Annotated in this window: 15 protein-coding genes; 1 reads left to right on the top strand and 14 read right to left on the bottom strand. The window is 47.1% G+C overall.

What is annotated here, in order from left to right; genetic code table 11:
* Positions 1 to 40: 40 nt before the first annotated feature.
* The 11 genes from rplI to eno all read right to left on the bottom strand — a co-directional run bounded on the left by rplI (position 41) and on the right by eno (position 15832).
* Positions 41 to 484 carry a 50S ribosomal protein L9 gene (rplI, locus tag M2133_RS08010; protein WP_277465554.1) on the bottom strand — a complete coding sequence of 148 codons (444 nt, stop codon included), beginning with the start codon at positions 482 to 484 and terminating at the stop codon, positions 41 to 43.
* Positions 485 to 506: 22 nt separating this feature from the next.
* Entirely contained in the window at positions 507 to 776 is a 270-nt protein-coding gene (gene rpsR / locus M2133_RS08005) for a 30S ribosomal protein S18 (protein WP_277465768.1), read from the bottom strand.
* The gene (gene rpsF / locus M2133_RS08000; protein WP_277465553.1) at positions 776 to 1129 is read right to left on the bottom strand and encodes a 30S ribosomal protein S6; all 354 of its coding nucleotides are present in this window, start codon (positions 1127 to 1129) and stop codon (positions 776 to 778) included. Before rpsF ends, rpsR begins: the two co-directional genes overlap by 1 nt.
* Positions 1130 to 1328: 199 nt before the next feature.
* A complete protein-coding gene (locus M2133_RS07995; RefSeq protein ID WP_277465552.1) occupies positions 1329 to 3026 on the bottom strand; it encodes a RagB/SusD family nutrient uptake outer membrane protein in 1698 nt (565 codons plus the stop codon).
* Positions 3027 to 3038: 12 nt separating this feature from the next.
* Positions 3039 to 6017, bottom strand: coding sequence for a SusC/RagA family TonB-linked outer membrane protein (locus M2133_RS07990; protein ID WP_277465551.1), 2979 nt, complete (start codon positions 6015 to 6017; stop codon positions 3039 to 3041).
* Positions 6018 to 6200: 183 nt separating this feature from the next.
* On the bottom strand, positions 6201 to 7406 hold the full coding sequence (locus M2133_RS07985; protein ID WP_277465549.1) for a FecR family protein: 1206 nt from the start codon (positions 7404 to 7406) through the stop codon (positions 6201 to 6203).
* Positions 7407 to 7621: 215 nt separating this feature from the next.
* The gene (locus M2133_RS07980) at positions 7622 to 8197 is read right to left on the bottom strand and encodes a sigma-70 family RNA polymerase sigma factor (protein WP_277465548.1); all 576 of its coding nucleotides are present in this window, start codon (positions 8195 to 8197) and stop codon (positions 7622 to 7624) included.
* A 114-nt stretch (positions 8198 to 8311) separates the two neighbouring features.
* Positions 8312 to 11494, bottom strand: a complete 3183-nt coding sequence (locus tag M2133_RS07975) for a SusC/RagA family TonB-linked outer membrane protein (protein ID WP_277465547.1) — start codon at positions 11492 to 11494, stop codon at positions 8312 to 8314.
* A gap of 136 nt (positions 11495 to 11630) precedes the next feature.
* Complete coding sequence (locus M2133_RS07970) at positions 11631 to 12983, bottom strand: Gfo/Idh/MocA family oxidoreductase (protein ID WP_277465767.1); 1353 nt, start codon at positions 12981 to 12983, stop codon at positions 11631 to 11633.
* A 151-nt stretch (positions 12984 to 13134) separates the two neighbouring features.
* Entirely contained in the window at positions 13135 to 14271 is a 1137-nt protein-coding gene (locus tag M2133_RS07965) for a DUF5009 domain-containing protein (RefSeq protein WP_277465546.1), read from the bottom strand.
* A 274-nt stretch (positions 14272 to 14545) separates the two neighbouring features.
* Positions 14546 to 15832, bottom strand: coding sequence for a phosphopyruvate hydratase (gene eno / locus M2133_RS07960; protein ID WP_277465545.1), 1287 nt, complete (start codon positions 15830 to 15832; stop codon positions 14546 to 14548).
* A gap of 176 nt (positions 15833 to 16008) precedes the next feature.
* On the opposite strand from eno, the gene M2133_RS07955 reads away from it, so the two are divergent.
* Entirely contained in the window at positions 16009 to 16230 is a 222-nt protein-coding gene (locus M2133_RS07955) for a hypothetical protein (protein WP_277465544.1), read from the top strand.
* A gap of 368 nt (positions 16231 to 16598) precedes the next feature.
* Here M2133_RS07955 and rplQ read toward each other — a convergent pair whose 3' ends face one another.
* From rplQ to rpsD, 3 genes are read right to left on the bottom strand one after another with little or no spacing between them, the layout of a single operon-like run.
* Complete coding sequence (gene rplQ, locus M2133_RS07950) at positions 16599 to 17114, bottom strand: 50S ribosomal protein L17 (protein WP_277465543.1); 516 nt, start codon at positions 17112 to 17114, stop codon at positions 16599 to 16601.
* Between the two features lie 7 nt (positions 17115 to 17121).
* Complete coding sequence (locus M2133_RS07945; protein ID WP_277465542.1) at positions 17122 to 18114, bottom strand: DNA-directed RNA polymerase subunit alpha; 993 nt, start codon at positions 18112 to 18114, stop codon at positions 17122 to 17124.
* 12 nt (positions 18115 to 18126) lie between these two features.
* Positions 18127 to 18732, bottom strand: a complete 606-nt coding sequence (gene rpsD / locus M2133_RS07940) for a 30S ribosomal protein S4 (RefSeq protein ID WP_277465541.1) — start codon at positions 18730 to 18732, stop codon at positions 18127 to 18129.
* Positions 18733 to 18836: the final 104 nt, after the last annotated feature.

Genomic DNA, 18836 nt, shown 5'->3' with positions numbered 1-18836 from the left:
AGCCCATCGGACTACCCTCTTTCTTCTTTATGCTTTGATCTTATTCAGATACTACTTCGAACGGGATCTCTACCGATACTTCTTTATGAAGTTTCACCTGTGCTTTGTAGCTACCTACTTCTTTCACAGCTTCTTTGATGTAGATGATCTTACGGTCTACGTTATGACCCAGTTTTTCCAAGGCTTCTGCCACCTGGATATTCCCTACGGAACCGAAGATGGTACCGGTTGAGCTGGTCTTTGCACCGATAGTCAACGAAACGCCTTCCAGCGTAGCGGCCAATGCCTGTGCATCTTCTTTGATCTTAGCCAATTTATGAGCGCGTTGTCTCAGGTTTTCAGCCAATACTTTCTTTGCAGATTCAGATGCGATCACTGCTTTACCCTGAGGGATTAGAAAGTTACGTCCGTAACCGCTTTTCACTGTTACGATATCGTCTTTGTAGCCTAAGTTTACTACATCTTCTTTCAAAATAACTTGCATATTCTGTCTCCTCTCTTTATTATTATTTCATTAAATCGGTTACGTAAGGAAGCAACGCCAGGTGACGGGCACGCTTCACTGCCTGCGCAATGCGACGTTGGAACTTCAAAGAAGTACCGGTGATACGACGCGGAAGAATCTTCCCTTGTTCGTTCAGGAATTTCTTCAGGAATTCAGGATCTTTATAATCGATATACTTGATACCGCTCTTTTTGAAACGGCAATATTTCTTTTTCTTTACATCCACTGAAGGCGGAGTCAAATATCTGATTTCTGATTGAGCTGCCATAATTAATTTTCTTTTACTGTTTCTTTAGACGCTTTCAAATTTCTTCTCTTCGCTGCATATTCTGCGGCATATTTGTCCTGACGGAAAGTCAAGAAACGGATCACCCGCTCATCCCGACGGAAGTTGATCTCCAGCTTCGCGATGGTTTCAGGTTTCGCTTTGAACTCAACCATCTGATAGAAACCAGTGGTTTTCTTCTCAATCGGATAAGCCAGCTTGCGCAAGCCCCAGTTCTCTTCATTCACGATTTCCGCCCCTTCATTCTTCAGGAGAGTCGTGAATTTTTCTACCGCTTCCTTCATCTGTGCATCAGACAAAACGGGAGTTAAAATGAAAACGGTTTCGTAATTGTTCATAAACTCTGTTTTATTTTAATTGATTAATAAAATTTAGCGGGGCAAAGGTAGGGATAATTTCTTTGGGTTCAAAGTATTTGCGCAACAAATATACGCATTATTCGCCGCATTCCGATATCAGGCAATAAACAACAGGGGCTACCCCGTACATGAGGCAGCCCCTTGATTTTTACAATTGGTCTTTATACATAAGCCGGGATTAATAACCCGGGTTCTGTTCGATCAGGTTGTTGGATCCCATGATCCGTTCCGGGATGGGGAAACGTTCCAAGTTCTTATTATTGGTAGCTTTATGATCCCACCAGTCTTCGGTGACGTAAGCATCCCAACGGATCAGGTCCGTACGGCGGCGTCCTTCACCCAGGAATTCCAATTGCCATTCTTTCAGGATACGGTATTTATCCAGGTTGGCAGCCGTACAGGGATCCGGGTCAGCACCCAGGAAATAACGTTTACGAACGGCATTGAACAGGTTGGCCGCTTCCTGTGCATTACCGGCACGGTATTCACATTCGGCCAACATATAATACATCTCTGCCAGACGGATAATAGGTACATCGGGATTAAACTTCATCGTACGGTCAGTCTGATTGGGTATCGGCACCCTTTTAATCAGACGGATTCCCGAATTCTCTTCCGCCAGCATCATCCCTGAAGGAAGATCATTTGCCGTCGGATATTCCGCTGTTCCGATCTTACTCATCTGAGCAATCTGATCGACAAGATTCAATACTTGCCCGGAATACTCACGAGCACCCATAGCCGATTCCCCGGTGATCGGATTGGTCTGTTCACCCACCATAAACATTCCCCGGTATTTTCCATTGCCTTCATACACATAAGGTTGTTTCCGGATATCCTGATCATGGAATTTGGAGTAAACACTTCCTAAAGTATACGGATATATTTTCCCGGTCGGATCCAGTGAAGGCATCAAAGCAAAACCATTATTCCCGTTCTGGTCGATATTCCCCAGATAAACACGGGAGTTATAATGGAACCAGCGATCATAATAAGCCCCGGTTTGCAGCCCGGAGAAATCATTGGGCACTGTCCAAAGAATTTCCGTACTGACGTCATTATTAAACCCAAAGACATTGGTCCAATCCTCTTCCAGCTTGTAAGCGCCATACGTTCCATTGATAATATCCCGACAGATCTGTGCGCATTCGGCAAACATATCTTTGCCGATATATTGTTGAGCGCCGAAATACAACTTTGCTTTCAATGCTGCTCCGGTTGCCTGATTAATCTTTCCGGTTTCCTGCGCGCCCAGTTCGGTCTTTTTCGGCAGGTTAGGAATAGCATCGGTCAACAAAGAGTCGATAAAGTTGAAGGTTTCCAATGCCGTACTTCGGCCTTTCATCTCTTCCTGGGTAGAGAGGTATAATGGAACGCCTCCAAAGAAATCCAACCCATCCAGATAAAGTGAAGCCGCCAGGGTTTGCTGTTGCATCAACATGGACTCTTTCGTTCCGGCCGGAAAGCCCATCGCGTCAAAATCCACATATTTTTCGATATCTTCCAACGCATCCCAGGCTAAAGCCACTCCCATGGCAAAGCCATAGAATCCGTTATAGATGTTCGACATCTCCGCGCTATATTCATGGTAATGCCAACGCAGGAATTGTCCTCCGTCGTACCAGTCGCTCCCCCGGGTAGGCTGAGCCACCTCATCTGTTCCCAGTTCCTGCATACACCATCTCTCCGAAGCACTGCCGACATACCATCTCCAGTGTGTAAACGGACGATTGAACCGTTGCCATACATTATCCTGTGAATCATAGAAAGTAGAGGGAACGGTCTGGCTATAATACTCCGCATCGATATCACAACTGGTCATACCAAACAGCACGAACAGACTTCCTATAATTGTATATAATTTCATTCTTTTCATAATGTTCCTGTATTAAAAATTAAACTGTAAACCCATAGTAAACGAACGTGCCAAAGGCTGCAAACCCTGTGTGTTATCTACCTGCTGATGCCAGTCGATACCGTTATCCAATCCGGACGTTTTAACCGTCGACGGATCATTTCCGTCATATCCGGTAAAGGTATAAACATTATTGATAGAAAGGTAGAGACGGGCACGGTCTAACATCTTCGCGTACTTTTTCAGGTTGAAAGTATATCCGAGGTTGATATTCTGGATCTTCAGATAAGAACCATCCTGCAGGAAGAAATCTGATAATTCTTTTTCTCCTTTGATATGCGCATATTCGCCATACGCTTTCTTCAACACATTCAGGTTACCGACATTGGCAATACCATAATACATATCCACCGCATTATAAATATCTTGCCCGAAAGCGCCGACCAGCGAAACCGACAGGTCAAAGTCCTTGTAACTTACGGCATGGTTCCAGTTCAGGAAGAGGTCAGGCGTATAATCACCCACATGGTATTTATCTTCGTATTTCTTCTGGCTGGCGGGGATCACTTCACCTTCCGCGTTATACAACAACCAATTGCCTTCGTCGTCAAAGCCGGCGAATTTCCACAGATGGAATTGTCCGATCTTTGATCCTTCTTCTATACGAAACGCATCACCCGGTGTTCCCGGAGAAGGGAATCCTCCTTTATTGAAATAAGATTGATCACCCCATAAGGTTTCAATTTTCCCTTTCGAGCGGGAAAGCCCGACATTCATTGTATAGTTCCAATCTTTAGAGCGTACGATATCGGCTCCGATCTCAAATTCCCATCCTTTTTCCGATTTCACCCCGATATTCTTATGCATGGTCTGCTGGGTATAGGGAGGCTGTGGCACCTGCACTTCAAAAATAATACCGTCGCGTTCGCGTTCGTAGATATCAAACTTACCATAGATGCGGTTATCGAAGAGCGAATAATCCAGACCGATGTTCCACTCTTTCTGTTCTTCCCATTTCAGATCCGGGTTGATATTCCGGGTCGAACCATACGAATTGGCCCATGCACCGCTGGGTAATAACCAATAGGTATCCGAGCCGTACATATTTGCCGAATAACTCGCGTCGAAATCGTTATCCCCTACCACACCATAACCGGCACGCAGTTTCAGGTCGTTCACCCAGGGAATATCCTGCATAAACGATTCTTCGGATATACGCCAACCGCCCGACAGAGACCAGAAGTTACCCCAGCGGTTGTTCACGGCAAACTTGGACGATCCGTCGCGGCGAATCGTAGCCATGACCATATATTTATCCTTATAAGCATAGTTCACACGTGCGAAATACGACATCAGTTTCTGGCTGATATCTTTATTGGAGCCCATTTTAGCTTCACCGGATTTCAGGAACTTACCCTCACCCATGTTCCAGAATTGAACCAGCTCATTGGTGAAATTCCAATTCTCCATATCGAAACTTTCTTTGTTTTTCTCCCAGTAATTGTATCCGGCAGTGGCATTGATCGTATGGTCGCCAAAAGAATTAACATAATTGAGATATCCTTCCGTATTCAAATACTCTTCTTTACTGAATGCCATTCGTCCCCAACCGGTACGTCCGTCTTCAAGCTGTCCTTTACTGTATTTGGAATCCCATTGATGCTGTTCCCACTGGCGATTTTCATACCCTACTGTCTGCGTGGCAGAAAGGCCGGGGACCGCCAGGATATTTACTTTAACCGTAGCATCCGGCTTAAACCATTTATCCAGTCCTTCATTGGTATTCAGAGCTGCGTTAGCAATCGTATTCACTTCCAACGTTTCATTCAGCCAGACATTGTAGCCGGTCTGACTATCCGGATCGTAAGGCGAACGCGTAGGGTTATTGCCCAGGGCATACATAAAATTGGGAGAATACTGCCCTCTCGAGTTCTGTCGGTAGTCGGCATGCGTTTTGATTTCCAACCAGCCGTCAAGCAATTTAAAGTTTGCATTGACACGTCCGGAATAGCGCTGGCTACTATCGAACTTTTTCACCCCTTCCATATCTTCATACGACATAGAAGCATAGATGTTCGCGGCCTCGCCACCGGCCTGTAAAGTAACCACATGGCGTTGCGACCACTTGTTGGTATTCAGCGACTCATCCCACCAATCTACTGCGGAGCCATAGTTTGTGCCCCGGTTATGCGCCACATATTCTTCGGCCGACAGCAGATCGGGTTTGTTGGTCGGCTGTTTGTATATGGCTTCGCCCACATACGTCAACCGGGCTTTGCCTCCTGTGTTTTCTGCTCCTTTGGTCGTGATCAGGATCACCCCGTTTGTCGCACGTGTTCCGTAAATAGCCCCTGCCGAAGCATCTTTCAACACATCGATCGAAGCAATATCTTCCGGCAATACCGAACGCAGGTCGGCACCCGGCATACCATCGATAACCACCAACGGAGAGGTTGCCGCATTGATCGACCCCATACCACGAAGTTGTATATCGGCACCGGAGTTAACGCTCGAGCTTTCGTGCAAGACCAGACCGGTGATTTTTCCGATAAGGGCGGACGCTACGGTCGAGCCGCCTACCCCTTTCAATAATTCGTCGCCTTTCAGCGAAGAGATCGAGCTGGTCACCTGCTTCTTTTGCATCGTACCATATCCGATGACTACCGCCTCATCCAACAAATACGCATCTTCATTTAGCGTAATATGTATTGTCGCATGGTTACGAATAGGTATTTCCTGTGTCACAAATCCGACATAAGAGACCACCAAAGTCCCGTTCGGATTTGCGCTGAATGAGAAGCCACCGTCGATATCTGTGATTGAGCCACGTGTGGTCCCTTTTTCAAAAACATTCGCGCCGATAATGGGTTCACCGTGCGCGTCGGCCACTGTCCCACGAATAGTAATCAGCGATTGCTGAGCGGTTTCAGAAACCTTTTCTTCCGCGAGAGCGGAAGCACTCACTGTCTGCGTAAAGGAGATCGCAAGCAGCATAACGAGTGGGAATCTCATAATACTTAAAGTCCGACGCATTTCTTGACAGAATGCGCTGCTAATAGATTTAAAATTCATACTTTTGTAATGTTTTAGGATTAAAAAAATGTTTTTTTTGATCTTGCCGCCGGAGGGTATTCGCAGTACTCTCCGGTTTTTTTACAGATGTTTCCTTAGTTTATATCCATGCAGTATTCGTTTTTAAGGTTTAACATTCAGTTTTATTGATTCGTTCTCTACAGAATAATTGATCGGAGTAGTCAGCGAGATCACATGCAGGGTCTCTTCAATGGTGTTTTTCAGATCCAGTTTACCTTTGACCTGAATAGGATCTATCTCATTTGAATTGTAAGTTATTTGTACATTGTAATAACGTTCCAGTTTCTTCAGGATCGCCGACAAAGATTCCGACTCCGACATGATCAGGTTGTATTTCCAGCAGATATAATAAAACACATCTACCGTGTCGAGGTGGATTTCATTGGTTGATTGGGTCAATGTGTACCGCTGATTGGGTTTGATAACCGTAGGGGTATCGCTGATCTTATTCTTTATCGCAACAGATCCGTTGGCCAGGACAACAGATTGAATTTCGTCATTTCGATAGGCCGAAACATTAAACGCAGTCCCCAATACCTCGACTACCATCTGGCTGGTCTTTACCACAAACGGCACCTTTTCATTGCGTGCCACTTCAAGATAGATCTCTCCTTCGAGGTAGATCTCCCGCTTATTACCCGAGAACGATTCCGGATAGATCAGTCGGCTGCCCGAGTTGACCCACACCTTTGTCCCGTCGCTCATCGAGACTTGCATTGTTTTTCCATACGGGACATACAAGCGGTTGTAGCCTATCGTATGCTCATCGGAAGAGGCGATATTCTCGATCCGGGAAGAGTTGACCGAGATATTCCCTTCGGCATCATATTCCAATTCGACATTCTGATCGGTCATTTCGATCTTCTGCTCATTGGAGAAGACCAACAGGACATTTTGCACCGAGTCTTCCGCCAGGGCCATTTCGGAGAGGATCGATTCATAATCGACCGGAATCTCAACGGCTGTCTTCTCCCAAAGGAAATAAAGGGAAGAGGCAAGGACAAGGATCAATACTGCTGCATATTTCAATACGTTGCGTATCATCCGCAGGCTACGTCCTCGTTTTCGCTCCGCCTCTATCCGGTCCCACAATCGCGCCTTGTCGTACGCGGAGAGTTCTTTCTCGACAATCTTCAACCGGCCGAAAGCCTGCTGCAGATCTTTTATATCTTGTTCTTTTTCCGGATTATCTTGTTTCATTTGCTTCAATAATGTATTATCGCCGGCCAACAAATCCAACAAGGCATGGAAGATCATTTCATCTTCCAATAAGCTCTTGTAGCGCGCTATTTGTTCTTCGTTTTTCACGTTAGTAGTCGACCGATTTACTTTATAGACGGTTTATCCTTCCGTTTGTACTCACTCCAATACAAAAAAATAATCATCAAAGATAAAAAAAGCGGTTTGCCAATATTTTCCATAAGCTTGGCAAAGTTTTGCCACACAGGTTGCAAAGTTTTGTCAGCCTGATGGCAAACTTCTGCCAACAGCATGGCAAACTTCTGCCAACGGCATGGCAAAACTTACTTCAGGTATAATCCGACAAGGAGAATAAAGACTTTTAAGTCCATCGAAGTGCGGACCTTCTCCAGGGCGCGGTGCACCAGGTTACGGGTCGATTGGTAGCTAATGCCCAAAAGCTTGGAGATTTCTTCGTAGGAGAGTTCCATCTGGTAGCGCAGATAGATGGCTTCTTTCTGGCGATCGGATAAAAGGTTCATCACCGTTTCGAAACGCTCCTGGATATCTTCTTCCGGCTGTTCATCGTCGTAGGTAAATTCAATAAGAAAAGGGAGTTCTTCGGGGGGAAGAGGCACGATGCGCCCGTTTTGCGACAGATTGTCGACCAGGGTATTTTTCAGCGAGACGCATAAATAGAAGAAAGGATTCTCCACCTCCGGCAGTTTGGCGCGCCGTTGGTGCAATTTCACAAAGACATCCTGGATACAATCTTTCACCAGCTCGTCGTCTTGCACAAATTTACTGCCATAGCGAAACAACTTATCTGACGTTTGCTCGAATAACACAGCAAAAGCATCCGCATCACCGGCTTTAAACTGCCGCCACACTTCTACCTCATCCCGGAACTCTTTAGGCATACGTACTTATTTACTTTTTGCAACCATGCAAATTCAATGGACAAAGATAGTGAACATCCCACGAACTACCAACAACGAATTACGGCAGAAGGTTGAGTCAAAAGCAAGACATATCTATAAGGTAATATTAAGCCCAAAAGAGAAGGTGCGGGCCATGGGATTGATGTCGTTATGCCAGTCGATGCCCTGGTTCAGGCCGGTGATATTGACGGTAGAAGGGTCGCTTCCTTTGTAGCGGGTAAAGGTGTACGCATTATTAACCGACAGGTAAAAGCGAATCTTATCCAACAGCCGGGAGTGTTTCTTCAGGTTGTAGGTATAACCCAGATAGATATTCTGTATCTTCAGGAAACTGCCGTCCTGCAGGAAGAAGTCGCAGAGCTCTTTCTCGCCTTTGATATGCGCATAGTCGGTATAGGCTTTCTTCAGAACATTGAGGTTGCTGACATTGGATATTCCATAGTACATATCGATCGCATTATAGATATCAAAGTCGATATAGCTCAATAGTGTCAGGCTCAGGTCGAAGTTTTTATAGGTAAGCGCGTGGTTCCAATTGACGGTCAACCGGGGATAATAATTCCCCATATACTGTTTATCCTCGTTCCTTTTCTGACTGGCGGGTATCACTTCTCCGTCTTTATCGTATAGGAGCCAGTTCCCATTCTCATCGAATCCGGCAAACTTCCACAGGTGGAACTGTCCGATCTTCACTCCCTCTTCTATCCGGATGGCATTGCCCGGTGTCCCGGGCGAAGGGAAGCCGGCCTCATCGAAATAAGACTGATCGCCCCAAAGCGATTCGACTTGCTGCGTCAGCGATGAGAATCCGATGTTGGTCGAGTACTGCCAGTCTCTATTACGAACCATATCGTAACCGATCTCAAACTCCCATCCTCTCTTGGACAACACACCTACATTCTTAAACATGGTCTGATGAACATAGGGAGGCTGCGATACCTGCACTTCAAAGATTAACCCGTGATTTCTTCGGCGAAACAGATCGAACTTTCCATACAACCGGTGCTTGAAAAGAGAATAATCCAAACCGATATTCCATTCTCTTTGCTCTTCCCATTTCAATTCTTTATTCAGGTTGTTTACTTTGCCGTACGAATACGACCAGGTTCCACCGGGCAGTGTCCATAAAGCGTCCGAGCCATACATGGTTGCTGCGTATTCGGCTTTGAAACCGTTATTCCCTACCACGCCATATCCCAAGCGGAATTTCAAATCGTCTAACCAATAACAATTCCACATGAACGGTTCTTTAGACAAGCGCCAACCGGCCGAGAGCGACCAGAAGTTTCCCCACCGGTTATTGGCGGCAAACTTCGAAGAGCCTTCGTGCCGGTAGGTTGCCATCAGCATATACTTATCTTGGTAGGCGTAATTGGCACGCACGAAATAGGCCAGTAGCTTCTCGGTGATGCTTTTGGAGGAATACATACCGGCTTCGCCGGTTCTCAGGTCTTTGCCTTCACCGATATTCCAGTATTGCACCCGGTCGTTCGTGAAGTTTTGATTTTCCACTCCGAACGATTCATTGTTCCTCTCCCAATAGCTATATCCGCCTACGGAAGTGATTGTGTGATCGCCGAAAGTATTCATATAGTTCAAGAAACCTTCCGATGTCAGGAACTCGGTCTTGCTGAAGTCCAGCTTGGCCTTCCCGGTGTATCCGTATTCCAACTGTTCGCGGTGATGTCGCGACTTCCATTGATGCAGTTCCCACTGCCGGTTCTCGTAAGCGATGGTTTGTTGCAGGGAGAGTCCGGGCAAAGACTGGATGTTCAGTTTCAAGGTCACATCCGGTTTAAACCATTTGTCCAGCCCTTCCGAAGTGGAGGTTGCCGCATCGGCAATGGTATTATAGTCGAGGTTTTCATTCAGCCAGATATTGTATCCGGTCTGGCTATCGGGATCATAAGGGGAACGGGTCGGATTGTTTCGCAAGGCCTGGTCTAAGTTTGGGGTATACTCTGCCCCTACTCCCTGGCGGGTGTTCTGGCGGTAATCGACATGCGTTTTGATCTCCACCCAATCGTCCAACAGTTTGAAGTTGGCATTCACCCGTCCGGAATAACGGGTACTTTCTTCGAACTTCTTCAGTCCTTTCATATTCTCGTACGACATGGAAGCATAGATCTGGGAGTTGTGCACGCCGCTTTGCAGGGAGACGACATGGCGCTGAGACCATTTGTCGTCGTTCATCGATTCGTTCCACCAGTCGGCTTTCGATCCATAGTCCGTCCCGCGATTGTATTGCACATATTCTTCAGCGGTAAGCATCCTGGGTTTATTGGTTGCCTGTTTCAGAACGGCTTCACTCGAATAGTTGAGTTTAATGGCTCCATTGGTTATTCTACTCGATTGGGTGGTGATCAGTATCACACCGGTCGAAGCACGCGAGCCATAGATTGCTCCGGCGGAAGCATCTTTCAAGACATCGATCGATTCGATATCTTCCGGCAGTACCGACCGGATATCGGCGCCGGGCATACCGTCGACAACGATCAGCGGTTCCTTCTCCGCGTTGATTGAGCCCACCCCGCGCAATTGAAGCGTGGCATTGGCATTCACACTCGACGTTTCATGCAATACCAATCCGGTGATCTTCCCGATCAGAGAGGCGGCGACTGTAGAAGAGGCTGTTCCTTTCAACAGATCATCGCTCGAAAGGGAGGTAATAGCACTGGTCACCTGTCTCTTTTGCATCGTTCCGTATCCGATCACCACCAGTTCGTTCAAGAGGTTGGCATCTTCCTGCAGAAAAATGAGCAAAGGGCGGTCGTGTGTGGTGATAGGTATTTCCTGGGTGACGAAGCCGACATAGGAGACCTGGATTGTCGCGTCGGGCTGGACAAAGAAGCTGAAACGGCCTTCGTTGTCGGAAACGGTTCCGTTGGTAGAACCTTTTTCGATGATATTGGCGCCGATAACGGGGATTCCGCCCGGGTCATTCACGCGCCCGTGGATAACGACTTTGCGTTCATCGGCAGCATGGTTTTCAGGGCTTTGATTCTTGTAGAGCACAATCTGTCGCCCAACGATCGAATAGCGGATATTCCGCCCCCGGGTGATCTGTCGGAGCAGGTTTTCTATCGTGTCTTTCGGCCGGGTGATCTCGATCTTCTCCGCCAGATCGGGCAGGTTGGTATTGTAGAAAAAGATATAGTCGCTATTGCGTTCGATATGTTCGATCACCTCTTCTATCGTGTGTTGGCCCGGCTCAATATCCACGTGGTTGGACTGGGCTTGCACACTGCCCCAGCCCAAAGCCAGAAAAGTTATCATCCATATAAAGATTCTTTGCCGCATAGGTTTAGTAAAGTTCGTAAAGATAGTAATAAATGAGTCGTATGCGGTTGAATGCATGAAAAAAGCCGGCTGCAGAGAGTGCAGCCGGCTTGAGAATATTGTGTTTGAATGCTTATTCAGAGAATTCAACGGTGGTGAGCTTGTTCCAGGCGCCACGGGTGAAGTCGGGGATTTCGACCGGTGCGGAGTTGTTGTCCAGAGAGATCTCGGTCAACGGGATCAGGCAGCAGGATTCGGCCAGGTCGTACACGTCCATATCCAGGGGTAATCCGTTCTGCAGGCAGTAGATCATCCGGTAGTCCATGATAAAGTCCATACCGCCATGGCCTCCGACCTGTTTCGCTTTCTCTTCGATGCCTTTAGCGATGGGGTGTTTGTATTTCTCCATCAAAGCTTTGCGTGTATCTTCGTTCACGAAGCGGTGGGCGTTGAGGTCTTCATGGTTGGGCACCCCTTCCGAGTCGACGGTTCCGGCATTCAAAGCGAAGCCCGGCATCGGGTATTTGTTGGCAAAGCCTTGGGTACCCGACAGCTGGAACATCCGGCTGTAAGGACGGGGAGAGGTCACGTCGTGCTGGATCATGATTGTTTTCCCCTTTTCGGTACGGATCATTGTCATCGTATGGTCGCCGGCGCGGAAATCGGTCACCTCTTCGCCGGTTGTTTCTTTGATATACGCCGGGTTACCTACGGCTTTCGTATCCATAGACACCAGGTAATTCATCTTATCGCCGCGGTGAATGTTCATCGCCAGCGCGACGGGCAGCAGTCCGTGTGTCGGATAGACGTCGCCCCGGTGTTTGCGGTTGAAGTCCATACGCCAGTTGTTCCAGTAGGATCCCCAGAACTGTTGCAAGCCATGGATATACGCGCCTTCGCCGTGCAGGATCTCACCGAACACGCCTTGTTGCGCCATATTCAATGAGGTAAGCTCAAAGAAGTCGTACACACAGTTTTCCAACTGCATACAGTGTTTGCGGGTTTTCTCCGAGGTATCGATCAGCTCCCAGATCTCTTCCATAGTCAATGCCGAAGGCACTTCGATAGCGACATGCTTACCGTCTTTCATGGCCTGAACACCCATACGGGCATGGTTCAGCCAGTCGGTTGCGATGTAGATCAGATCGACATTCGGCAGAGCCGTTACCTGACGCCAGATTTCAGCGTCGCCATAGAATTCTTTCGCTTTCGGTTTTCCAAAGCGTTCGACCAGGTTCTTGTTTACCGCTTCCACGCGTTCCTGGCGAAGGTCGCAAAGGGCAACGATTTCGACGCCGTCGATCTGGGCCATACGGTTTACCGCACCCGGACCGCGCATACCCAAACCGATAAAGGCTACGCGTACCGTCGGAATCGGATCGGCTGTCAAGCGTAATACATCTTTCTGACCTGCGGGGCGGGAAGGCACTGGAGTTTTAATCATCTGACCTACTACCTCCCCACAAATAAACAGGAAGCAAGTCATTAGTACAAAGACCAAAGATTTAGTTTTCATGATAACATTTTTAATTAATACTTAATTCAATCAAAGAGTAGACAAGGCTTCTCCTATATAGATACACCGTTTCATGTCTTTGTGTTTACAAAAATACGAAAAAAACAAGTCTTGCCCGGCTTTAGACCTTCAAAAAGACGCCGCGTTTATACATCAGCCATAATATCAGGTAAATGATCGCGGCATTGCTTGCGGCGATCAGTGCCGGGTAGTAGGCGCCGATATACTGCTCGAATCCACGGAAGAGGGAGTGGCTGACACTCTGGAAACTGACACACATGGCCAGCATATAGGCCACGATGGAATTCATGCCGTAGACCTTCAGCCAGGTCGTATGCCGGCGGTAGCCTTTGTAATCGATCAGGTAGTAGAACAAGCCCATCAACAGGAAGCAATAGCCGCTGCTGACCAGGGTCATCGAGCTGGTCCAGATCTTTTTGATCACCGGCATCTGCAGGTGCCATAGCCATCCGGCGGCGACCAGGGCGGCACCGATCGCAAACAAGAGCATCAATTTCCGTTTCTGTGTCGTCACCTTGTTTTTCAGGATATGACCGGCAAAGACACCGCTGAGTACCGTCACCCCGAAGTTCAGGCTGCTCAGGATCCAGGTATAGCGGTAGCGGGGAGAAAAAACAACGCCCCCATCTTCCACACGGGCACCGTCGCGGAAGCGGCCCAGTACGGCGCGATCGACCCATTCGGCCAGGTTGCCGTCTGCCGTGTAATTGCCTCCGCCGAAACCGTCGACCGTCACAAACTGCATCAGCCCCCAATAGCCCAACAACAGCGCGGCAGCGGTAGCGATCTGCGCCTTGATGCCCACATGCAGAAACAACAGCGCGGCAATCAGGTAGCCCATCGCAATGGCCTGCAACGTATTCGAGTAGAAATAGATTCGATCGGGATCCAACGCCAAAAGATTGCCCTGACACATCATTCCGAATATCCAAAGCAAAACGACCCGCTTGATAACCCGCCGATAGACCGCCATCTTATCGGGCAATTCCCGGTAGCGCGACAAAGCAAAAGGCATCGACACGCCGGCCATAAACATAAACAAAGGCATCACCAGGTCCCAGGTCGAGAACCCCTCCCACCCGATATGGCTGAAATTCCACATCAAACGATCGAACCACGGCGCATCCACCGCACGCGCCAACGGATGCATGATCCCTTCCAAAGCCACCAGGCAAAACAAATCGAAGCCCCGGAGCACGTCCAGCGACTCTAAACGTTGAAGAGCAGGTTTTTTCATGATAACAGAGCAATTAGGTTGTTTTCAATAGATTGCCGGACAAACGTACAACACTTTCGGCAGAAATGCAACCCATCCGACCGGCTATTTCCGGTATGAGGTACGTCATAAATTGTTTTGAGGTACCTCATAATTGTTTTTGAGGTACCTCATAATTTGTTTAGAGGTACGTCATAATTATTTTTGAGGTACCTCTTACTCTTTTTTCTGCCCTAAGGATCCAAAAAAAGCGGCCCCGTTGTGGAGCCGCCTTCCTATACTTTGAAATAATTCCTTACTTCTTGAACGTTTTGTAGCCATAACGTGCCAAATCGCCCAGCTCTTCTTCGATACGGAGCAATTGGTTGTATTTAGCCATACGGTCGGAACGGCTCAGTGAACCGGTCTTGATCTGACCTGAGTTGGTTGCTACAGCGATATCGGCGATCGTAGCGTCTTCGGTTTCACCTGAACGGTGAGAAGTAACGGAAGTATAACCGTTGCGGTGAGCCATTTCGATAGCATCCATTGTTTCTGTCAACGAACCGATCTGGTTCACCTTGATCAGGATAGAGTTGGCGCAACCCGTTTCGATACCTTTCTGCAGGAAGTCAACGTTGGTTACGAACAAGTCGTCACCTACCAACTGGCATTTGTCACCGATCTTGTCGGTCAGCAGTTTCCAGCCTTCCCAGTCGTTTTCGTCCATACCGTCTTCGATAGAGTCGATAGGATACTTGCTTACCAGTTCAGCCAGGTATTCCGCTTGCTCGGCAGAAGAACGTTTGGCGCCGTTGGGGCCTTCGAATTTGCTGTAGTCGTAGGTATCTTTCTTGTTGAAGAATTCAGAAGCGGCACAGTCCAGAGCGATTGTTACGTCTTTACCCGGTACATATCCGGCTGCTTCGATTGCTTTGAGGATAGAGTTCAACGCGTCTTCTGTTCCTTCCAATGTCGGAGCGAAACCACCTTCGTCGCCCACTGCCGTGCTCAAGCCACGATCGTGGAAGATCTTTTTCAATGCGTGGAATACTTCAGCACCCATACGCAAACCTTCCCGGAAGCAGCAAGCGCCTACCGGACGGATCATGAATTCCTGGAATGCGATCGGAGCGTCAGAGTGTGAACCACCGTTGATGATATTCATCATCGGAACCGGCAATACATAAGCGTTCGTGCCACCGATATAACGATACAAAGGCAGATCCAGGTAGTTAGCTGCTGCTCTGGCAACCGCCAAAGAAACACCCAGGATAGCGTTAGCTCCCAGTTTGGATTTTGTCTTCGTGCCGTCCAGAGCGATCATCTTATAGTCGATCTCCCGTTGGTTCAAAGCGTTCATACCCAGAAGAGCCGGAGCAATCGTTTCGTTTACGTTCTTCACAGCGTTCAAAACACCTTTACCCAGGTAACGTTTTTTGTCGCCATCGCGCAATTCGATCGCTTCGTTTTCACCCGTTGAAGCACCAGAAGGCACAGCTGCACGGCCAAAAGCGCCGGAAGCCAAAAGAACATCTACTTCTACCGTCGGATTACCACGGGAATCCAGAATCTCTCTACCTGTTACTTTTACAATTTCCATGTTGAAAAAACCTTTAATTAGTTAGTTTATATATAAATACCATATCTTTCTTCGCTCCTGTCCCGCCTCGGCGGAACGCGATCGCAAATTTAGCAAATAAAAAGGAATAGGCGATAGTTTCTTAGGAGATATCAGAGAAAAAATGTACTTTTATACGATAAAAAACGCAAAACAAGATGACAACAGTAATTATCGACGAAACAAAGAAGGAAGGGCAGGAAATACTTCGCTTTTTGCAGAAGCTTAGTTGCGTCAAAATCTTAGAGACGCCAGAACCTCCTTGCCAAATGAATGCAGAAGAGCTACGAAATTCGGTCGACAGAGGTTTCCGGCAATACCAAAACGGACAAACAATCTCCCACGAAGAATTCTTAAAGAAGCATGAAAGAGGGTTATAATCTGGACACCCGAAGCCGATGATAGGATCGAAGAGATCTGTCAATACTATGAAGAAAAGAGTTTACGAGCTGCCAAAAAACTATTCGCGGATATAAAACAAGCTGCTGAGCGACTTAAATCCTTCCCCTTATTGGCCAAAGTAGAAGATCTCTTGATAGACAAAGAAGTGATCTATCGTTCACTAATCGTTCGCAGGCATTATAAGATCGTTTATTTTGTTGACGAGCAAAATGAGGCTATTGTCATCACAACAGTCTTTGACTGCCGACAGAGTCCACGCAGATTGAGACGAAGAATGAGGTGAGGCTAAAGCAAAAAAGAGGAACCCCAGTTGGGATCCCTCTCTCTATAGCTTAGTACAGCCTGATTATTCAGCTGCCTTTTCTTCTGTAGCTTCCGCAGCGGCTTCGGCCACCGGTGCTTCTTCCTGTACGGCAGCTGCCGGAGCAACTTCCGAAGCATCGGCTTTCTTGCGCGAACGACGGGTTCTCGCTTTCTTGGCTGCTTTCTCTTTCAACATATTCTCGTTGTAGTCTACCAGTTCAATGAAGCACATGGCTGCATTGTCGCCCAAACGGTTACCGGTCTTGATGATACGCGTGTATCCACCCGGACGATCGGCTACCTTCTGTGCTACCTCCTGGAAGAGTTCGGTTACAGCATATTTATCCTGCAAAGTACTGAAGACTTCACGTCTGGAATGTGTTGTGTCCGTCTTGGACTTATTGATAATGGGCTCGACATACTTCCGTAGCGCTTTCGCTTTGGCTGTTGTTGTGAAGATCCTTTTGTGTTTGATCAAAGAACAAGCCATATTGGAAAGCATTGCTGCACGGTGAGAGGCAGTACGACCCAGATGATTGATTTTCTTATTATGTCTCATCGTTTAGTTACTCTTTATCTAATTTATACTTTGTGATATCCATACCGAATGAAAGATTCAGGCTCTCAAGCAATTCATCCAGCTCGGTGAGCGATTTCTTTCCAAAGTTACGGAACTTCAGTAAGTCATTCTTATTGAATTTAACCAGTTCACCCAGTGTTTCTACATCAGCAGCTTTCAAACAGTTCAACGCGCGTACCGACAGATCCATATCTGCCAATTTGCTCTTGAGCAATTGACGCATATGCAATACTTCTTCATCGAATTCTTCGTTGCCATCGACATCAGCCGTTTCAATCGCGATCTTTTCATCTGAGAATAACATGAAATGATAAATCAGAATCTTTGCCGCTTCTTTCAACGCTTCTTTCGGATGGATCGATCCATCGGTTTCGATGTCGATCACCAATTTCTCGTAGTCAGTCTTCTGCTCCACACGGAAGTTCTCTACTGCATACTTCACATTACGGATCGGCGTATAGATGGAGTCGATCGCAATAACGCGAGGATCAGTGAAAAGTTCACGGTTCTCATCGGCAGGCACATAACCACGGCCTTTATTGATCGTTAATTCGAGTTGGAAACTTGCTTTCGGTTCCAAACGGCAAATCACCAGATCAGGGTTCAATACTTCGAAACCTGTCAGTTGTTTGCCAATCTCACCGGCTTTGAACACTTCGGAGCCCGAAACTGTAATACTTACTTTTTCATTCTCTATATCGTCAACGATATGCTTGAAACGGACTTGTTTCAGGTTCAGGATAATGTTTGTTACATCTTCAATCACACCGGGAATGGTACCAAATTCATGTTCCACACCTTCGATCTTAATGGATGTAATAGCAAAACCTTCGAGTGACGACAGGAGAATACGGCGTAAAGCATTACCTATAGTAATACCGTAACCGGGTTCTAACGGACGGAACTCAAACTTGCCGTGAAAGTTGTCCGCTTCCAACATTAATACTTTATCGGGTTTTTGAAATGCTAATATCGCCATGGAAATCAATTATTATTTAGAATACAATTCTACGATCAACTGCTCTTTAATGTTTTCAGGAATGTCAGCTCTTTCGGGCATATGCAGTAATTTCCCGCTCATAGAAGCCTGATCCCACTCAATCCATGGATACTTGCTGTGGTTGAAGCCCGACAGAGCATCGGCCACAACTTCCAAAGATTTTGATTTTTCACGTACACCCACAACCTGTCCCGGCTTCAGCGAGTAAGAAGGAATATTTACCACCTTACCATCAACCGTAATATGACGGTGAGAGACTAACTGACGGGCAGCCGCACGTGTAGGAGCAATGCCTAAACGAAATACAATGTTATCTAAGCGTATTTCCAGTAACTGCAGAAGCACTTCACCGGTAATTCCTTTCGAACGGGAAGCTTTCTCAAACATGTTACGGAATTGTTTTTCCAATACACCGTACGTGTATTTAGCTTTTTGTTTCTCTTTCAGCTGCGTACCGTATTCCGATGTTTTTCTCTTGCGAGAATTACCATGCTGGCCCGGAGGATAGTTCTTCTTTGAAAGTACTTTATCCGGTCCGAAGATGGGTTCACCGAACTTACGGGCAATTCTTGTTTTTGGTCCAGTATATCTTGCCATTTTTTAATTGTTTTACTGTTTCGTAGAAATCAGGAACCGTGCAGCCGCGATTACAGAGAGGGAAAGGTCAATATGCAATCTATTCACAATCCGAGACTCCTTCA

This window comes from Parabacteroides sp. PF5-6, assembly GCF_029504695.1.
GTDB lineage: Bacteria > Bacteroidota > Bacteroidia > Bacteroidales > Tannerellaceae > QVMG01.
This window is presented reverse-complemented; position numbering and strand designations above follow the sequence as displayed.